Source organism: Paenibacillus polysaccharolyticus (genome assembly GCF_900102085.1).
In the GTDB taxonomy this organism is placed as follows: domain Bacteria; phylum Bacillota; class Bacilli; order Paenibacillales; family Paenibacillaceae; genus Paenibacillus; species Paenibacillus polysaccharolyticus.
Window position 1 is genome coordinate 103,257 of sequence record NZ_FMVM01000008.1, and the last position, 18,248, is coordinate 121,504.

An 18,248-nucleotide genomic window follows, 5' to 3' on the forward strand; every position below is an offset into this window, starting at 1 on the left:
TCGATGGCAGTTCCTGCAACGACCGGGCTATTGAGAGAACGGGTGGAGGATATGAAGATCGGTGATTATATTGTCTGGAAATACGATAGTACAGTCACTGGATATATTTTTGGAGGAAGTACAAGTGGTTATACCGAGATCGCCGTTACCGGACATCCGTTGGCTAGCATGCCATCCAAGTACTTTTGGTATGCGATCAAGGTAGATAAAGGACTATTGATAGCAGATCGAGTTGTAAGCCATACGGTGACATGGGATTGGTTGAACTCCAGTAAATTTGTTGAAGGATCACCACGTACAATAAGTGGGATATCAGGTGTCATTCGATGTTTGAGTGGTGGAGTTGCATATGCAGATGTAAACGGAAATAAAATCTTGACTTCAACTAATACAGAATATGGGGCTTGGCCCCCGATTAACGAGTGGGATAAGTATGTGGTTAATTTCCCAATAAATATAATTTTTACTGGTAAATCATTAAATGATGTTTGGAATTTAAGATGCATGACTTGGTGCAAAGAAACCACAATACCGCTATCAGGAACTATCCCCGGAGGTTGGACCACGGGCGGTAGAACTGTTCGTTCTGAAAATACAACAAACAGCAAAGATAGGTTATGGAGCACAATTTCCAGTTACTCTAATACGGCAGTAGGTTTTCGTCCAGTATTTGAATATAAAGAGGTGTAATGATGGCGACAGTAGGAGATCAAATCAAAGAACCAGAAGCAGGATGGAGACGATATGATGACACACATCCTGGTTTAAAGTATACAGGGACTTGGACTACTCCATCTCCAACAAATGCAGGTTACTATGGTGGAAGTATAAGAGTAACCAGCCGAGCGGTTGATAACAACTATGTTACATTTTCTTTCTTGGGAACAAAACTTAGAATTATCTCTGACTTCTATTCAGATAGGCATTCTGATAACGCGATTACGATAGATGGGGTAACAGAGACATATTCTGCCTTTCGTGCGGTAGGTACATCTAGTCTTCAGCAAGCTATAGTTTATGAGAAACTTGGACTGAATCTTGGCTTTCATACGGTATCTATTGCAACAGGACATAATCGTATTAATTTCACATTAGATGCAATTGATATCGACGAAACAGGATATTTATATGGATATACGTTAACAGCGCCAGAAGCAGGATGGAAGAGAATCGATGATTCGAGTCCACAAGTAGCGGTAAGTGGAAATATAGCGCGGAATACTACGGATAGTAATTTTCATAATACATCTGCGATATTTATTCAAGATGCTACAGGACAGATTAATTTTAAGTTCTATGGAACTAAGTTTAGATTGATTGGAGCAAAAAATACAAATCGTTCAACCAATATAGAAGTCTTTATTAATGATGTTAAAGGTACCTCTTTTTCTCAAAACGGAACTCTATTATATAAGTCGATGGACTATGAAAAGTCAGGACTCCCATTGGGAACTTACACCGTCACCATTAAAGGTAATGGTGTTTATGGTCTAGATGCTATTGACATAGATGATTATGGGTATTTAGTAGCACAAATAGGGCAACAGCTAGTTTCTCCAGAACCGGGATGGAGACGGTATGATGATAGCCATAGTGCTATTGTTTACATTGGAACAAACTGGATATTTCAGACTCAAACAGGGACATCAACTCTATATAATTCAACTCATCACTATTCTGCTCAAGGAAAAGGCGACAATGAGGTTAGGTTTAAATTTTATGGAACCAAGTTTAGGCTTATATCAAGTACAGGGACTAATTTTGCAGATGACATGTCAGTGGAAATTGATGGTGTAACAGAAAAATTTAGTACCAAGATACCTTCTGCAACGGATCAAAGACAGCGGCTCACTTACGAAAGAAAAAATTTATCTTTAGGTGTACATGAGGTTAGGCTTGCCAGCGGAACTAATGGAGATTGGAGATTAGATGTGGATGCTGTAGACATTGACTCAGATGGCCGCCTGTTTCATCCAGATGAAGTAAGCAATGTTGCAGATCTGGAAGTAGGAAAACGGATTAGATGTAATTATCAATCTTCCACAGCAAATACAGTGGGTGTTTTTAGTGGATTAGGAGAGCAAACTTCAGATTTCATACCTGTTACAAGCTCTACAACACCGAATGGAGATTTCTATTTCATTATGGTTGAGAATCGAAATGGTCGCAAATTACTGGTAGCAGATCGAAACATTCAAAATGGTGTTAGTTGGGATACTATTAATATAAGTGGTATGGTTAGTGGTGTGCTTGTCTCTTTAACGGAACTAAAAGAAATGTCTACTTCGATTCGCTTACTTACAGGTGGTATCAATGCTTCAGATAAAGATAATGAGTGGGATAGATACATTGTGAACTCTACTCTAAATGGAAAAGTTACAGCTGGAGATAACAATGTGTGGAATTATAATGGTGGTGCTTCTTGGACTTCAACGACCAATGCCGCTGGATCAGCTAACAGAACTGGTAGGGGTGCTAATGGCAATGCAGGAGCAAGCGGATACAATCCATCAGCTTATATAGCGGCAGCAACTGCCACAGGATTTAGACCAGTAATGGAAGTTGTAGTTCTTCCTATGTACAGATCGTTCATCAGTCATGATGGAAGTTATAAAAAATGGAATGCTGGATGGAGTGTAGTTTCACCAACTTTACCATCAGAAAACACTTTTATTGGTGAAGGAATTAGTGATTTATCTGTTTTGGATAGAAAGTCAACAAATTTTAATCAAACAATGACGCTGAATGGAAATTTAGGATCAGGCGAAGTTTTTAAATCAACAGTTAATTTGAAGAAATATATAGAGATTACAAGTTTGTCTGTAAAATAATTTCAAAAGAAAGGAGATGACTGTATTGGCGATAAAAAGAATCAGATTCTTATTGCAAAAATCAACTCTTCAATATACAGCCTTGGGTGGAGTCAGGTTTTATAAGAGTGAAACAGAAATGATAAATTCCGGAACTCAAATTACCGCGAGTGCAACTAGCGGTGAAACACAAAATTTTTTAGTCTCCTCTGATGCTGGATATTCTACAAGTAGTAATTATTATCTTCCATACCTTGTTGACAACAATAAAAAACAAACAGGGGTTTATACGGATCTTTGCTATTGGCTTACAGATAGTGCTAGCGCTACATATACAATAACTGTTGAGTTTAAAGTTCCGTTAGAGAATCTTTACAAGATGGAATTCGTACCTCGCCCTGATACTTCAACAATAGGCGCTAACAGAGGGGTGGACAAGCCCTTTGATATTGAGTTGATAAATGAGAGTGGGAGTGTTTCATATAGGTACAACGTTAGTCCTATCACTCAATTAAATACTGTGCAAACATTTTTTATTCCGTATAAATCTAAAATGCTACTTTCATCTGGCGATAAATACTATTCAACGTTAAGCCTGCCTGTATTAGAAAATCCAATTATGACATCTAATAGTCTGCCTTATGGTGTTGCCAGCTCAAGTAGTGATTATGACAGTTCGACAACTGCATTCTCAGCCTTCAGGAGACTCCCTACTGGTGTAGGTTGGAGATCAAAGAATTTTAGATTTGGATGGTTGAAATATGATTTTGGTATAGGTCGAGAAATTGCGGTTAATAATTATGTGATTTCTCTAGCTTATGCAATTTCAATTCCCACTCTTAGCCCAAAAGATTGGACATTTGAAGGCAGTAATACTGGAATGTTTACTGGAGAACAAGTAATTTTAGATTCAAAGACAAATTTCTTATTTGAAAAAATCACCATGAATTTCACAATAAAGAATAGAGAAAAGTTTAGGTTCTATAGGATAAATATTACCGACAATAATACTGGTGCTTTCACTTATATTTCAGATTTATTACTACAAGAGATACCAGCAAAAAAAATGGTTATAATAGACTCTTTGGAAGAGACTGCAATATCGTCCTATGGAGCCGATGCTATTGAAATTAATTACAGGATCAATGAAATAGTAGATAAAAGAAGAGTATCCAATAGTCGAGATTCAGGTGAAACCTTTGAACACACAATTGATATGTCAAAGCGAAGAATAGATAAAATTACATTAAGTTAATGTAGAACACACCATATACGGTGTGTTCTATTTGTGTTTTGAAAGGAGATGTGAGTAAGAATGGAATCTATTCCAGTAACATTGAATCCTAATGATACGGGTTCTGGATTTACATTGAGCAATGGTAATTTGACGTTCGTCTCTGCAACCGACTATCGAGCGATTCGTGCTACTCATGGAAAGTCATATGGCAAGTGGTATTGGGAAGTTAGATATGATGCTGGAGTTCGAAATGTACACATTGGAATATCCAATAAACAGTTTTCATTAAGTGGAAACTTTGTTCCTGATAGTACTAACTGGAGAACTTATTACGGGAACACTGGTAATAAATATCCAGAGAATACGACCTATAGTACGGTTTGGGATGTTGGAAATGTGATTGGTGTTGCGCTTGACTTAGATAATGGGACTCTAGAATTTTATAAAAATAGTGTCAGTATGGAAGTCAGTCATACCAACATTAAATTGCTTGGTGAAGTTTTTCCAACTCTAGGATCATTCAGTGGTAGTAGTAAAACAGTGAGCATAAACTTTGGTGCAACTCCATTTGTATATAGTGTCCCTTCTGGATTTAAAGCTTACAACTTGAAATATTCTTATAAATTATTGATTTCAACAGAAGATCAATATCAGAGCATTGAAGAGGTTGGATATATAAATGCGATTCCCAAAATGACAAGTAATACATCTGCGAATCCAATTGCTCCAATATATTCGGGTGAATTTATAAATGGACCCGCTACAGGACAGGGATATGCATATCAAGCTTTTGACGGTAATGTTGGAACATCTGCTTGTCCAACAAATAATCCTTTGTATATTGGAATCGATTTTCATACACCTACAAATATTCAAAAATATAGTATCTCATCTTCTGCTTCCAGCGGTAATCTTCCTTCTACTGCATGGGTTTTCGAAGCCAGTAATGATAATACTGTTTGGGTAAATTTAGATACAAAAGCATCTATCACTTGGTCGCCTAGCTCGACAAAAGAATATGAAACAAATAATTCAAAAAAATATCGTTTTTATCGCATTAGACCTACTGTTGGTGGAACCTATTTTTATAGTGAGATAAAAATGATGATCTACCAACCACCAATTATGAAGGTTTTAAGTGATGGTGCAGACTTCATTAAGCATGGAATGAACAAAGATCAAGTTTTATATATGGATAGTGAAATATCAACAGTAAAATTTGTGAAAACAAACAGTGAGAATCTTGGATCAGGAAAAGTCTTCAAGCAAAAGATTAATACAACTAAAATACCAATCAAGAAAGCTTCAATTACTTGAAATAAATACTGTGGATATAGATTTTTAGAAAGGAGATAAGTCAATGGCAAATACAACAGATAATATGAATAGATGTGGCGTTGCTTGGTTCAAAATGGATGAAACATCGGGAAACCTAGTTGATAGCAAGGGATCATTTGTTGGTATTAACAACGGATCAACAGTAGTAAGTGGTTTTAGAGGCAATGCAAGAAGTTTTAATGGAACAAGCAGTTACATTCAAATTTCTAATCCAGTATCACAATACGGAAAAAAAAGTGTTCGATTCAAAGTTAAATCATCTTTTATTCCAAATGGCAGTGTCCATCCTGTAATAATGGGCAATCAAAAAGACATAAAAGATCCTGGTTGGAGGGTGGGAGTAAGACTTAACACGGGATATTTGTATTATTATTCAACTGATACAACAGGGGTTAATCTGTCCTTGATTGCAACAGTTAATGTTTGTGATAATCAATGGCACGATGTTTTGTTCACTTGGGATGGGACAATAAATGAGAACAGTTTTAAATTATATGTAGACGATATGATAACTCCTAAAGTTCAAGGTGCACCATTAAGAATAGAGACAAAACCTTATGTCACTAATTTTGAAATAGGAAAACTAGTTACACAAACTGGATTTAATTTTAATGGTATTCTGGATGAAATTGAGATGTATAACGATGTTATTTCAGTCGCTCCTAACACAACACTTGTTTTTAGTGAGGGGGAATACAAATATTATTCAGAAGGTTGGAGAATTCTGGATTCGACAGTCACCGAATCTGATTATAAGATTTTTGGAATGCAGGACATCTCCACTATCCCTGAATCCGCATGGTCACAACTTGAAGGAGAGGTTGAATTATGTTATTACACAGACGATCCAGATACAACAGAGGTATCCTTCAACATAGAAACCAAACCTTTCACACTCGCGGAAGAGTGGGAAGACAAAGAGATCAAAATCATTGAATACACCGATGATCCAAACCAAATGGAATCCACAATCACAATCGAAACCGAACCGTTCACACTCTACGACGAGTTAGGTGATACTGTGGATGTTCTCTATTACACAGACGATCCCTCCAAAACGTCAGCGGAACTAAATATCACAGCAAACTACTCCCCATTGGATGAACTTGAGGGAGATTTTGACGTGGTGACATGGACTAATGATGAAGAGGTTATTGCTGGTACCCGAGATATGTCATTAACTTATGATGCGCTGCCGTTTGAGCAGATTATTGTACAGCCAACTGATATTGAATTATATGGAGATTTAAAAAAGCTGGTTGCTTCTAAAATCGTTGACAGTCGCACCGCAGGAACTTTAAAACTGGCTGCTTCGTTTGACTCTGGGCTGACGTGGAAAACGTATCGCTTCGATAAGTGGGTAACTCTGGACATCCAGAACACGACATTGTTCAAAAGAAAAGGCATGGGTGTTGAAACGTTAAACACGATTCCTGAACAAGATCTGACAGGGCTAACTCGGATCGCGTATTACTTCGATAACAGTGAGCATTATGAAAACAGCTATGCTTTGGATCAGGTGAAGATGGTTGTAGATGCTCCGCGTCAGACAGTAGAAGTTCAGCAGATGGCGCTCCAACTTTTGAATACAACAGCAACCATAGATCTTACTTTTTCAGGTAATAAACTTCAAGGGATATTGAATGATGCTGACAAGGGTAAAGTCAAATATCGTGTGCTTTTGAATGGCCAGTCGTATTATCCAGCAGATGGAGAGTTTACACGTTTACTGCCTTCGCCGTTTAAGATTGAGATCAACATCGATGAACGGAAGTTCCTCTTTGGCAAGGAAAATACGTTGAAAGTAGAGTTCCAGGATTATTGGGGTTCCGTAGATTCCCGGGAATTTAGTTTTGTTGGAACTTACTCTGGACTTATGTTTATGGATGAATCTGGCGATTTCCTTTCGGATACGTTTGGCGGCATCCTGAAGCAACTTGATTACGAAGTGATTATTGCGGGACAAACAACATTGACGAAAAAAGTAAAGTTGATAAATCAACTTGGATACGCGGTGGATCACGTTTATCTCGAGATGGATAAGAAACTCCAGACGAGTGGAGTAGAAGTTCAATTATCCAGACAGGCCGATCCATTTCTGCCGATTGATTACCTGACATACGGATTAATGGAACCGGAAGAGAGTGTTGATTTTTATGTTCGGATTGCAACGGACATTCATGCCAAGCCAGACCCGAATGGAATTTTTGAGATGAAGGTCAAGGCTGACCGAGTGTAGCTCTCAATACAATGAGACAGGAAGTGAGTGAAATTAAGAACGGGGAGACGTCACTAAACAGCTATATACATATTAAAAGTCCGGAGAATCGCTTTAGAGCGAAGTATGTTTTATATAATCAGATAGACGTAGATTTGCCCTCAACATTGACATCTGCTATTAGGGAAAATAGTGTGAGGGTTTCTCGTGTTTCTGCTCGTGTAGAGCACTCCAAGGATATAAGTAGTTCACTATCCGTGGTGTATGCGACGCAATCAGACCTAAATTCCTTTATTCAAGCATCACCGATAAATGATCTGACAAGTACAGTTTATGTGAGAGAGCATAATCGTGCACAGGGTAAATATGAGCTTCTGGAGGCCCCGCGCATCACGGTGAACCTGCAACCTGTTGCAGATGCAACCACTCGTAGTCAGCTCCGCTTACAGACAATCAATTTCGGTGATACACAGCGCATGATGATCGGCCGGGATGAATTGGAGCAATTCGAATCCTTTATTCATTTCGGAGATATAGACACGCGGATACCTGACCTGATGTACCTGGAAGAAGCCAAGCTAAAATTATATTACACAGGAACGATCACGCCAGGCGCATCCATTGAGCTGCATCAGCCTAATACCTTGTGGCGAGAATATGGAATCACACATGCCAACAGGCCTCATTCCATTCAACGATTAACGTCAAGCTACAGCATAAATACAAGTGAGCGTTATGTTGAATTCGATATGATGGATATTTTAAAGATGCTGAGAAACGGCGAACTCCAAAATATTGGGATGATGATTCAATCTAGTGATTTGTCTCCAATCTATTTCAACACCCGTGAGTCTGCCAAACCACCTGTGTTACAAATCAAGTATATTACTTCGCAGATTTACTCTATCGGACGTACAGAAAAAGAAAGCGAACTTTTTGTCTATGGAGTCGGACGTAAGGAACTCAAAACGACGTTATTTGTGCATAGTGATATCGGTTTTACGTGGCTGCAATCGAATTTATATGTACATCGTTATGAAGATCATATGCATCATGAGGCACCTGCCATTGTATCTGCGAGTCGTCCAGATCTGAATGCATCTATGGCTGTAGCTCATCGAACAGAAGCAAAGTTGTATTCAATCCTTTCGGTCATTGAAAGCACGGTGAGTGAGAGAGAAACGTCCGTTTGTGTCTCCAAGCCAGAAATCCCAGCCAAGCTCGTAGTCTCAATAAGTACAGAGACGGAGAGAGATTTTGAATTATCAGTTAGGCAAAGCACCGATGATGAAAGAGCGGCAAATCTTGCTGTATCTCATCCTGATTTGCCTGCTGCCCTAACGATTGATTCGAAGATGTCCTTGATAAGTGAGTTGACTGTATCCAGGGCTTATAATGCATATCTATGGAACGTTTTACACATTTCTAAACCTGAATTACATTCCGTCATAGAAGTTTCTAATTATATCAAAGCAAGCAAAACATTAGACTCGGAGTTAACCGTTATACGCAGTGCTGAAGCTGAAATAGCGTCGGAATTAGCGGTGAGTAGGCCGGATCTTGGCGGCGTGTTGTGGACCAGAGTACCGGATGAGGATGAAAAGCGCGGTATCATAGAAATTCCTTTTGTTGAAGAGATGATGTCGCACTTGTTTGTATCCAGACCGGATATTCTTTCAAGCTTGGAAGTTAAATATTCGAATGATCTGGAAGCCCGTATTGGTGTCAAGGAAAGAGAATACTTGGAGGGTTTCATTGAGGTTCGAGAATGGAAAGATCTGCAGTCCGTGGTTGATGTTAGACAAATTACTGATCTGCCTGCTGAGATGATCGTTTCTAAACCTGATGTGTATGCGTGGATTAAACCGAGAGTTGTTGCTGATGAGGAATTAAACGCCGTTGCAAGCATTCGTAAACGGGATGCAAGTGACCGAGTAACGACATTGATCGTTAAAGGGCCACGCAATCAGGCGTATTTCTATATTTTGTGACCTTTTATTTAGACGTCATACCACAGCGTGGAGTGTTAATGAAAGAGGGCTTTTAGCCTTTTTTTTTGCGTTAAACCAGGATTTCCTCATGTTCCGACTGAGAGCGTTACCTACATCTTGATTACCTACTTTTTGTTCATCACGGCAGGTGTCCACACGGCGATACGCCAAGAGGCATACAATTATCGTGATCTGTTGAAGAGGAGGTGGATCGTGAGATTATGGTGACGATGGAGCCGATTGTGGTGGGAGAGCATGTGCTCGTTGGGGTAGAAGTGAAACTTCCCAAAACGACACTGTTAACGATTAATACATCCAAAGGGTATATCATGTGCGGCGCCCTGGATGTGGGGTTATTAAATGAGAAGCTGGGCGATCGCAAGATTGTGGCTGCACGGGCTGTAGGTGTGCGAACACTGGAGCAACTGCTTCATGCACCAATGGAATCGGTGACGACTGAGGCAGAGGCTATGGGGATCACAGTGGGTATGACAGGTGTAGAAGCACTGTTAAAAATGATCTGAAGCACGTGCCGGTTTTCATTCGGCACCATAGAAATAGAACAGAAGAAAAAGGGACGAAGTCGGAGGCATCCGTCTTGTCCCTTTTCTTTATGGACCCGCATCAATGATTCATATGCGGTTGTCTTATATATCTTTTTATTCCGCAAATAAAGCCGCGAGGTTCTCTTGGAAAGGAGCACGAACAATACCTTTTTCCGTAATAATTGCGGTAACATATTCGTTCGGGGTAACGTCAAAGGCTGGATTAAACACCTTAACGCCCTGCGGTGCAGTACGCTTGCCAAACCCTTCGGTAACTTCCTCAGCAGCACGCTCTTCGATTGGAATCAGATCGCCGGACGCTGTGGACAGGTCAATGGTTGATAGTGGACTTGCTACATAAAAAGGAATATTATGCGCTTTGGCCAGTACAGCCAGGCTGTATGTACCAATTTTGTTGGCGACATCCCCGTTTGCTGCGACCCGATCCGTACCCACAATGACAGCTTGTACCCATCCTTTAGACATGACCATACCCGCCATGTTGTCACAGAGTAACGTTACGTCAATTCCGGCCTGCTGCAACTCAAAAGCAGTTAAACGAGCGCCCTGCAGGACGGGACGTGTCTCGTCAGCAAATACCTTCAGATGAATGCCACGCTCTTGAGCGAGATACATCGGGGCGGTTGCCGTACCGTATTTTGCTGTCGCCAGACCTCCTGCGTTACAGTGTGTGAGTACACCCATTCCATCCTCAAATAAAGGCAGGGCGTGTTCACCGATCATGCGGCATACTTCTTCGTCTTCCTTCTGAATCAACAATGCTTCTGCTTCAAGCGCATCTGTGCTTTCATCCAGACTTAGACCAGCTTCTACGACTTGGTTTGCCTTTTGCATCATGCGATCTAATGCCCAAAAAAGATTAACCGCTGTTGGACGTGATGTTGCCAAATGTGCACAGACGGATTTGACATGATCCAGCCAGCCTTGAATAGCGATGCCATCATAGGCTTTGGCTCCAAGCACTACGCCGAAGGCTGCTGCAATACCAATGGCAGGTGCGCCGCGTACTTTCATGGAATGGATGGACTCCCATACTTCTTCAGGAGTGTACAGTTTCAGCATCAGAATCGTTTCGGGCAGCAGACGCTGATCGAGCATTTCAAGCTTGTCCTTTTTCCAATTGAGCGAAGACAGAGGCTGATGTTCAGGGGTTGTCATGGATGTTCCTCCGTTCAATAATATTAGGCTTTAACCGTTGCGAGGGCAGAAGATACCAGATCTAGAACCTCACCGATTGTATTTACGTGACGATTGTTCTTAATCAAGGCTTTACCAACGGCCAGTGCCTTGCGCTGTGCATGTTCACGTTCAGCAGCATCCGTAATGGTGTCGATATCAGCAACATGGGCAAGTCCTACGATGCGACGTACCATTTTAGCCCCGGCAAAACCAATCGTATCTCGAAATAGCTGCTGTACATACAGGTCTTGATAACCTGGCGTTTTAGCCATTGGGTCAACGAGAGCAGTAGTCCACAGTGCGCGGAAACGAGTATCGAATTCAGTCCAGACATCACGTACCATGTCCAGTAACTCTGTTTCACGTTTATTCCGCGTAGACTGATCCTGAAAACGGCCAGACAACGAAACATAATGAAGAAGCAGGTTCGCCAGCACGGCGCCTACGTCAAAACCCATCGGCCCATAGAAAGCAAACTCCGGATCAATGACTTTGGTCGACTCGGAAGTTACAAAAATACTGCCTGTATGCAAGTCCCCGTGAAGAAGGGCTTGTCCATGGGTCAGGAATTTTTCCCTGAGCAGGGCGATCTCCAAATGCAGTGCTTCGTCGGTACGAAGAGCTTCGGCTTCATCTTCAATCGCTGTTTCATAGTTGTTATTTTGTGCAATCCGATACGGTTCATCAAAGATCAGGTCTTCTGTTATTTTGCATTGGTCAGGGTTGACGAATCGTCCCTGCTGTTCTTTCTTCTGTTGTTGGTTCATACCGAGGTCTGAAGTGAAGAAGAGGGTTCTCGCCATAAACTCCCCAATATGCTGGGCGAAAAGAGGGTAGGAAGCTCCGTCAATCAGACCCTTGCGCATAATAACATGGTCACTTAAGTCCTCCATGACTGTTAATGCTAGATCATCGTCATAATGATACACTTCAGGCACCATTCCAGGGCACAGACGATATTCTTCCTGCAAAATTTCACGTTCAATTCGAGCACGTACGAGGGAAAGCGGCCAGGATTCGCCAACCACTTTCGCATAAGGAAGCGCCTGTTTGATAATGATACTTTTATCGGAGTTCTGATCCGTGATATGGAAAACGAGATTCAGGTTGCCGTCACCGATCTCACGACAATCCAGATTCGCATCTGCCGTAAATGGACCCGGTAAAGTTTTGGCTAATTCGATCGCTTCTTGTGGGGTTAAAGGATGATATTGAGTCAAAGGTGCCACCTCCATATATATGAAGAAACAGGAAAACCCACTTCTTTGCTTGGTTTATGACAGTATATCGGATAAAGCACGTTTTTTGAACTTTTTTTTGAGACAAGTCTGGGTTGTGGTGATTCGAAGATCAGGCTCACGGGTAAAAATGAATAGGCTGGACGGTTGAATAAAACCGCGCCCCATAACACTTCCGCGAAATTAGCGGGTGCTAAACTTGAACTCTCTGTCTTGCGTACAGGGGAACCTGAGATAACGTGGACAGACTACATTTTAAATTAAAGGATGGGATTGAATATGGCTACAAAAAACAAAACAGATCAAGCAAAATCCGTTGAACAAGTACTTAATCGTCAGGTGGCTAACCTGAACGTACTGTATGTCAAAATCCATAACTATCACTGGTATGTAAAAGGCCCGAACTTTTTCACACTGCATGTGAAATTTGAAGAGTTCTATAACGAAATTACCGTTCAAATGGACGAAATTGCTGAGCGTTTGCTTACACTGAAAGGCAGCCCGGCAGCAACGATGAAAGAGTATCTCGAGATGGCTTCGATCCAGGAAGCTTCCGGTAAAGAAGATGCGAACGCTATGGTACAGAACCTGATTGAAGACTTCGCTACACTTTCCAATGAGTATCAGGAAGGTATTGATCTGGCCGATGCGGCTGAGGATCAGCCAACTGCTGATATGCTGACAGGCTTCAAAGCGGATTTGGAGAAACATATGTGGATGCTTCGTGCATACCTGGGCTAAACCGTTTCAGGACGGACTCCGATCCGTCTGTCTGTAACCCATTCGTGGTTGATGAGTTCATCCGTAAAGTGTTCAGTGTTACCTGCTAAAAGTTGTCAGATAAGTGTGAAGCGTCTATACTGCTGTCAAGAGTGACAGGGGAGGACGAACATAATGTTAGACACAGGAGCGATACCGGCATTAAAAGAATGGGCTTCTGCAATTCAAGCTCTAGAAAACGGTCGCCAGATCATGGTGATGCGAAAAGGCGGGATTGTGGAGGAAACGAAACATTTTGAGTTGAAAAGTCCAGCGTTTTACCTGTATCCGACTTATGAGCATCAGCGTAAAGAACTGATCAAGTCCTCGGATCAATCCTATGTTGAAGAGTCGCTGGCCGAATGGGCGCCTGAAGCTTCAACCGTCCGCATTACATCGTATGCTGAAGTAACGCAGGATTTGGAGATTCGAGATCAGGAGATGCTGGATCGACTTCTGGAATATCATATGTGGACAGCGGATTTTGCTGAATCCCGTTTGAAGTGGAAAAAGAAAGATCCGCTCCACGTGTTGATTTTACGTGTGTACCGTTTGCAGGAACCGATGGAAATTCCCGTATTGCCAGAATATAACGGTTGCCGTTCATGGATTTCCATACCGAATGGTTTGGTGCCGCGCGAAATGACGCCGGTGCTGAACGTTGCGGATTTTGCCGACCAGGTACAGAAGATTAACGAGACACTCAGAATGTGATCTTTTTTATGTGCAAAAACTTGTGTAAATAAAGTGTAAAGGACTTGTCCGGAAATGGATAAGTCCTTTTTCATTTTGGTGTGCAAGCTGAACAAACTGTGAAATTTGTGATTTATATCACTGTCCGGCAGATGAAAAGTTGTTTTCTAATTTGATTCAAACAGTCATTTATTATAGAATCATAAGGAATGAAGTTTCCTGAGAAGGACAAGAATTAATAGGAAATGACTTGATAATCATTGAGAATCAGTTTAGAATTATTCTAAAGTGATTGTTACTCTACAGCATGTGAAGAAAGTATGCCTGAGAGTGGCAAGAAGAAATTGCTTTACAGATGTATGATGAAACAGAGAAAGTCAGGGGAAGCCCTGTTCAGATATAATAGGCGCTTTTTCGTTTTCGACAGCAAACATCAATTTAATCAATGGAGGGAAACAATACACATGACTACGAATTTCGTCATTGAAGGTCTGAAAGCGACCATTGAAGGTAAAGAAATCCTGAAAGGCATCAACTTGGAGATGAAAGGTGGAGAAATCCACGCGATCATGGGACCGAACGGAACAGGTAAATCCACGTTGGCTTCTGCCTTGATGGGACACCCTAAATATGAAGTAACAGACGGTACAGTCACTCTCGATGGTGAAGATGTACTGGATATGGCTGTAGATGAGCGCGCACGTGCTGGTCTGTTCCTGGCTATGCAATACCCGAGCGAAATCGCGGGTGTAACTAACTCCGACTTCTTGCGCAGTGCAATCAACGCTCGTCGCGGTGAAGGTAACGAAATTTCCCTTATCAAGTTCATCCGTCAAATGGAAGGTAAAATGAAAGAACTCGATATGAACCCTGAGTTTGCACATCGTTACCTGAATGAAGGTTTCTCCGGTGGTGAGAAAAAACGGAATGAAATTCTGCAAATGATGCTGCTTGATCCTAAAATCGTCGTACTTGACGAGATCGACTCCGGTCTGGACATCGATGCTTTGAAGATTGTTGCAGAAGGTGTAAATGCAATGAAGAGCGAAGATCGCGGCTTCTTGATCATCACGCACTATCAACGCCTGCTTAACTACATCACTCCAGACTACGTACACGTAATGATGCAAGGTCGCATCGTGAAATCCGGTGGACCTGAGCTGGCTCAACGTCTCGAGGCTGAAGGTTATGATTGGGTAAAAGCGGAACTGGGAATTACAGACGAAACTGTAGGTCAAGAAGCGTAAGGACAAAACGGAGGAGGATAATAAATGACTACACAAACAATTCTTCCGGTTGAATCTGAAGCGCTTCGCGCCTTGTCGGAAAGTAACAATGAACCCGGCTGGTTGACTGAGCAGCGGCTCGAAGCTTTGAAGCTTGCGAGTGAGCTGGCGCTTCCCAAACTGGAAAAACAAAAAATTGAACGCTGGAGTATCAGCGAGTACGGCACATATAAAGCAGACGCAGCAATTTCTTCCCTGGAAGAAGTACCTTCATCCATCAAAGAGCTGGTTCAGGATCAAGCTGAAGGAAGCCTGGTAATCCAACGTAACTCTGGTGCAGTATATTCCAAATTGTCTGCTGATCTGGCAGCACAAGGTGTCATCTTCACGGATTTGGCTACTGCTGTTCGTGAACATGCTGATCTAGTCAAGCCTTATCTGAACACAGCGGTCAAAGCCGATGAACATTCCATTGCCGCATTGCATGCAGCGTTGTGGAATGGCGGGGTGTTCCTGTACGTTCCGAAAAACGTGAACATTGAAGTTCCACTGCAAGCAGTATTGCTTACAGACGATGCTTCCGCAACATTTGCGCCTCACGTACTCGTTGTTGCCGAAGCAAACAGCTCGGTTACTTACGTAGATAACTACGTGTCTGGTGAGCTCTCTGCACCGGTATTCCATAACGGAGTTGTGGAAGTATTCGTAAAATCGGGTGCAAAAGTGCGCTTTGCAACGGTTCACCAACTGAACGTTAACGTAACGGATGTATCCTTCCGCCGTGCTGTTCTGGAAAATGACAGCTCCATTGAATGGATCGTTGGCGAAATGAACAATGGTGATACGGCAAGCAACACGATGAGTGTTTTGAAGGGGAATGGGTCCACTTCGGATTCCAAAGTGATTGCTGTTGGTTCCGGTTCACAGAAGATTAACTACACAACTGAAGCACGTCACTTCGGTAAAAATACGCCAAGCCAAATGATCACACGTGCGGTTATGCGTGAAGAGGCTTCGGCAATCATCAACGGTATCACGAAAATCGAGAAAGGCGCTACAAGAGCCGACGGACAGCAAACCGAGAAAGTATTGATGCTGAGTCCTAAAGCACGCGGAGACGCCAACCCGATCCTACTGATTGATGAGGATGATGTAACAGCAGGTCACGCGGCTTCTGTAGGTCAAGTGAATGCGGAGCAAATCCATTACTTGATGTCTCGCGGGATTAACCGTACGGATGCGGAGCGCCTGATCATTTATGGCTTCCTTGCTCCGGTGGTGGCGGATATTCCTTTGGAAGCACTGCGTACCCAATTGCAGTCCCTGATTGAGAAGAAGCTGGGACAATGAACCCATCCATTCGCGAGCAGTTCCCGATCCTCCACCAGGAAATCAATGGACACCCGCTCGTATATCTAGACAGTGCTGCGACTTCGCAAAAGCCTCGTGCTGTGATTGACGCGGTTAAACATTATTATGAATATGAAAACTCCAATGTGCATCGCGGTGTGCATACACTCGGAAGCCGGGCAACGGACGCTTATGAAGGCGCTCGTGAGAAGGTTGCCAAGTTTATCAATGCTCGTCGTACGCAGGAAATCATCTTCACACGCGGCACAACGACAGCCCTGAATTTGGTGGCTTCGTCTTATGCCCGTGCCAACTGTAAAGAAGGCGATGAAATTGTCCTTACACAGATGGAGCATCACAGTAACCTGATCCCTTGGCAGCAAGTGGCCAAGGAGACAGGTGCCACATTGAAATACATTCCGCTACAGCCAGACGGCCATATTGAGTTGTCTGATGTGGAGCAAACAATCACGAACAAAACTAAAGTTGTCGCGATTGCCTATGTATCTAATGTGATGGGACTCGTGCATCCCGTTAAACAGATCGCTGAAATCGCCCATCGCAATGGTGCAGTTATTGTTGTGGATGGCGCACAAAGCACACCGCATATGAAGGTGGATGTGCAAGATCTGGACTGTGATTTCTACGCGCTGTCCGGTCACAAAATGTGCGGACCAACCGGTATCGGTGCACTCTACGGCAAAAAGGCGCTGCTGGAGTCCATGGAACCAATTGAGTTCGGCGGTGAGATGATTAATGATGTGGGATTGTACGATTCCAATTGGAAAGAACTGCCGTGGAAATTTGAAGGCGGAACTCCGATTATTGCGGGAGCAGTAGGATTGGGTGCTGCCATTGATTTCCTTGAGCAGATCGGCATGGATGAAATTGCTCATCATGAAGGTGTACTGGCCGCTTACGCAACGGAACGCCTGTCAGAGATTGATGGACTCAGCATCTATGGACCAGCTAAACGTCATGTTGGCGTAGTAACCTTTAATCTGGGAGATGTACATCCACATGATGTCGCTACCGTGCTGGATGCGAGCGGTATAGCGATTCGTGCAGGACACCACTGCTGCCAACCGCTGATGCGCTGGCTTGAAGTAAGCTCAACGGCTCGTGCGAGCTTTTATCTATACAATAACGAACAAGATGTAGATCGGCTTGTCAGCGCCTTAATCCAGACAAAGGAGTATTTTGGCGATGCAACTTGATGATCTGTACCGACGTGTTATAATGGACCATTACAAAAACCCGCGTAACCGCGGAACGTTTGACAATGACGTCGTCACGGTGAATTTGAACAATCCAACGTGCGGCGACCGGATTTCACTGCAGCTGATGCTGAATGACGGAATCGTTCAGGAAGCCAAGTATACGGGAGAAGGCTGTTCAATCAGCATGTCTTCGGCATCGATGATGACCGAGGCTGTCAAAGGCAAGACGATTGAACAGGCGCTCGATCTGGCTAACCGTTTCTCCTCATTGATGCAAGGGGAGGAAGTCGATTTCGATGATTATGAAGATCTCGAAGCCCTATCCGGTGTGAACAAGTTCCCTGCACGCATCAAATGTGCCACTCTGGCCTGGAATGCATTACGCAAAGGAATTGACGAAGAGGACAATGTACAATAACGATA

Annotated in this window: 15 protein-coding genes; 13 read left to right on the plus strand and 2 right to left on the minus strand. The window is 42.6% G+C overall.

Features of this window, described 5'->3' with window-relative positions; all coding sequences use genetic code 11:
- Positions 1-3: 3 nt before the first annotated feature.
- The 7 genes from BLQ13_RS12660 (at position 4) to BLQ13_RS12690 (ending at position 10,118) form a co-directional block, all read left to right on the plus strand.
- Positions 4-690 carry a hypothetical protein gene (locus BLQ13_RS12660; protein WP_090920070.1) on the plus strand — a complete coding sequence of 229 codons (687 nt, stop codon included), beginning with the start codon at positions 4-6 and terminating at the stop codon, positions 688-690.
- Entirely contained in the window at positions 690-2,831 is a 2,142-nt protein-coding gene (locus BLQ13_RS12665; RefSeq protein ID WP_139168890.1) for a hypothetical protein, read from the plus strand. The genes BLQ13_RS12660 and BLQ13_RS12665 overlap by 1 nt, the downstream gene beginning before the upstream one ends.
- A 25-nt stretch (positions 2,832-2,856) precedes the next feature.
- Positions 2,857-4,065, plus strand: a complete 1,209-nt coding sequence (locus BLQ13_RS12670; RefSeq protein WP_090920076.1) for a hypothetical protein — start codon at positions 2,857-2,859, stop codon at positions 4,063-4,065.
- A 60-nt stretch (positions 4,066-4,125) separates the two neighbouring features.
- A complete protein-coding gene (locus BLQ13_RS12675; RefSeq protein WP_090920079.1) occupies positions 4,126-5,364 on the plus strand; it encodes an SPRY domain-containing protein in 1,239 nt (412 codons plus the stop codon).
- A 43-nt stretch (positions 5,365-5,407) separates the two neighbouring features.
- Positions 5,408-7,624, plus strand: coding sequence for a LamG-like jellyroll fold domain-containing protein (locus tag BLQ13_RS12680; RefSeq protein ID WP_090920082.1), 2,217 nt, complete (start codon positions 5,408-5,410; stop codon positions 7,622-7,624).
- 173 nt (positions 7,625-7,797) lie between these two features.
- Positions 7,798-9,594, plus strand: a complete 1,797-nt coding sequence (locus tag BLQ13_RS12685) for a CBM96 family carbohydrate-binding protein (protein WP_167375720.1) — start codon at positions 7,798-7,800, stop codon at positions 9,592-9,594.
- A gap of 221 nt (positions 9,595-9,815) precedes the next feature.
- Complete coding sequence (locus BLQ13_RS12690) at positions 9,816-10,118, plus strand: YunC family protein (protein WP_090920088.1); 303 nt, start codon at positions 9,816-9,818, stop codon at positions 10,116-10,118.
- A gap of 135 nt (positions 10,119-10,253) precedes the next feature.
- Here the strand turns inward: BLQ13_RS12690 and mtnA are convergent, their stop codons facing one another.
- Complete coding sequence (gene mtnA / locus BLQ13_RS12695; protein WP_090920091.1) at positions 10,254-11,318, minus strand: S-methyl-5-thioribose-1-phosphate isomerase; 1,065 nt, start codon at positions 11,316-11,318, stop codon at positions 10,254-10,256.
- Between the two features lie 23 nt (positions 11,319-11,341).
- Entirely contained in the window at positions 11,342-12,559 is a 1,218-nt protein-coding gene (mtnK, locus tag BLQ13_RS12700; protein WP_090920094.1) for an S-methyl-5-thioribose kinase, read from the minus strand.
- A gap of 297 nt (positions 12,560-12,856) precedes the next feature.
- On the opposite strand from mtnK, the gene BLQ13_RS12705 reads away from it, so the two are divergent.
- From BLQ13_RS12705 to sufU, 6 genes are all read left to right on the plus strand, one after another.
- Positions 12,857-13,318, plus strand: coding sequence for a Dps family protein (locus BLQ13_RS12705; RefSeq protein WP_090920097.1), 462 nt, complete (start codon positions 12,857-12,859; stop codon positions 13,316-13,318).
- Between the two features lie 153 nt (positions 13,319-13,471).
- Entirely contained in the window at positions 13,472-14,050 is a 579-nt protein-coding gene (locus BLQ13_RS12710; RefSeq protein ID WP_090920101.1) for a DUF1802 family protein, read from the plus strand.
- Positions 14,051-14,493: 443 nt separating this feature from the next.
- Entirely contained in the window at positions 14,494-15,276 is a 783-nt protein-coding gene (sufC, locus tag BLQ13_RS12715) for a Fe-S cluster assembly ATPase SufC (RefSeq protein WP_090920103.1), read from the plus strand.
- A 24-nt stretch (positions 15,277-15,300) separates the two neighbouring features.
- Positions 15,301-16,605 carry a Fe-S cluster assembly protein SufD gene (sufD, locus tag BLQ13_RS12720; protein ID WP_090920106.1) on the plus strand — a complete coding sequence of 435 codons (1,305 nt, stop codon included), beginning with the start codon at positions 15,301-15,303 and terminating at the stop codon, positions 16,603-16,605.
- Positions 16,602-17,822 (plus strand): cysteine desulfurase, encoded by a 1,221-nt coding sequence (locus BLQ13_RS12725; RefSeq protein WP_090920108.1) that lies wholly within the window; start codon positions 16,602-16,604, stop codon positions 17,820-17,822. The genes sufD and BLQ13_RS12725 overlap by 4 nt, the downstream gene beginning before the upstream one ends.
- Positions 17,812-18,243: a Fe-S cluster assembly sulfur transfer protein SufU gene (gene sufU / locus BLQ13_RS12730; protein WP_090920111.1), complete on the plus strand. Its 432-nt coding sequence runs from the start codon at positions 17,812-17,814 to the stop codon at positions 18,241-18,243. Before BLQ13_RS12725 ends, sufU begins: the two co-directional genes overlap by 11 nt.
- Positions 18,244-18,248: the final 5 nt, after the last annotated feature.

Excerpts from the sequence above, each read along its gene's own strand:
- sufC (WP_090920103.1), top strand. The coding sequence starts at position 14,494 with ATGACTACGAATTTCGTCATTGAAGGTCTGAAAGCGACCATTGAAGGT.
- BLQ13_RS12690 (WP_090920088.1), top strand. The coding sequence starts at position 9,816 with ATGGTGACGATGGAGCCGATTGTGGTGGGAGAGCATGTGCTCGTTGGG.
- BLQ13_RS12725 (WP_090920108.1), top strand. The coding sequence starts at position 16,602 with ATGAACCCATCCATTCGCGAGCAGTTCCCGATCCTCCACCAGGAAATC.
- sufD (WP_090920106.1), top strand. The coding sequence starts at position 15,301 with ATGACTACACAAACAATTCTTCCGGTTGAATCTGAAGCGCTTCGCGCC.
- mtnA (WP_090920091.1), bottom strand. The coding sequence starts at position 11,318 with ATGACAACCCCTGAACATCAGCCTCTGTCTTCGCTCAATTGGAAAAAG.
- BLQ13_RS12665 (WP_139168890.1), top strand. The coding sequence starts at position 690 with ATGATGGCGACAGTAGGAGATCAAATCAAAGAACCAGAAGCAGGATGG.
- BLQ13_RS12680 (WP_090920082.1), top strand. The coding sequence starts at position 5,408 with ATGGCAAATACAACAGATAATATGAATAGATGTGGCGTTGCTTGGTTC.
- BLQ13_RS12660 (WP_090920070.1), top strand. The coding sequence starts at position 4 with ATGGCAGTTCCTGCAACGACCGGGCTATTGAGAGAACGGGTGGAGGAT.
- BLQ13_RS12675 (WP_090920079.1), top strand. The coding sequence starts at position 4,126 with ATGGAATCTATTCCAGTAACATTGAATCCTAATGATACGGGTTCTGGA.
- BLQ13_RS12705 (WP_090920097.1), top strand. The coding sequence starts at position 12,857 with ATGGCTACAAAAAACAAAACAGATCAAGCAAAATCCGTTGAACAAGTA.
- BLQ13_RS12710 (WP_090920101.1), top strand. The coding sequence starts at position 13,472 with ATGTTAGACACAGGAGCGATACCGGCATTAAAAGAATGGGCTTCTGCA.
- sufU (WP_090920111.1), top strand. The coding sequence starts at position 17,812 with ATGCAACTTGATGATCTGTACCGACGTGTTATAATGGACCATTACAAA.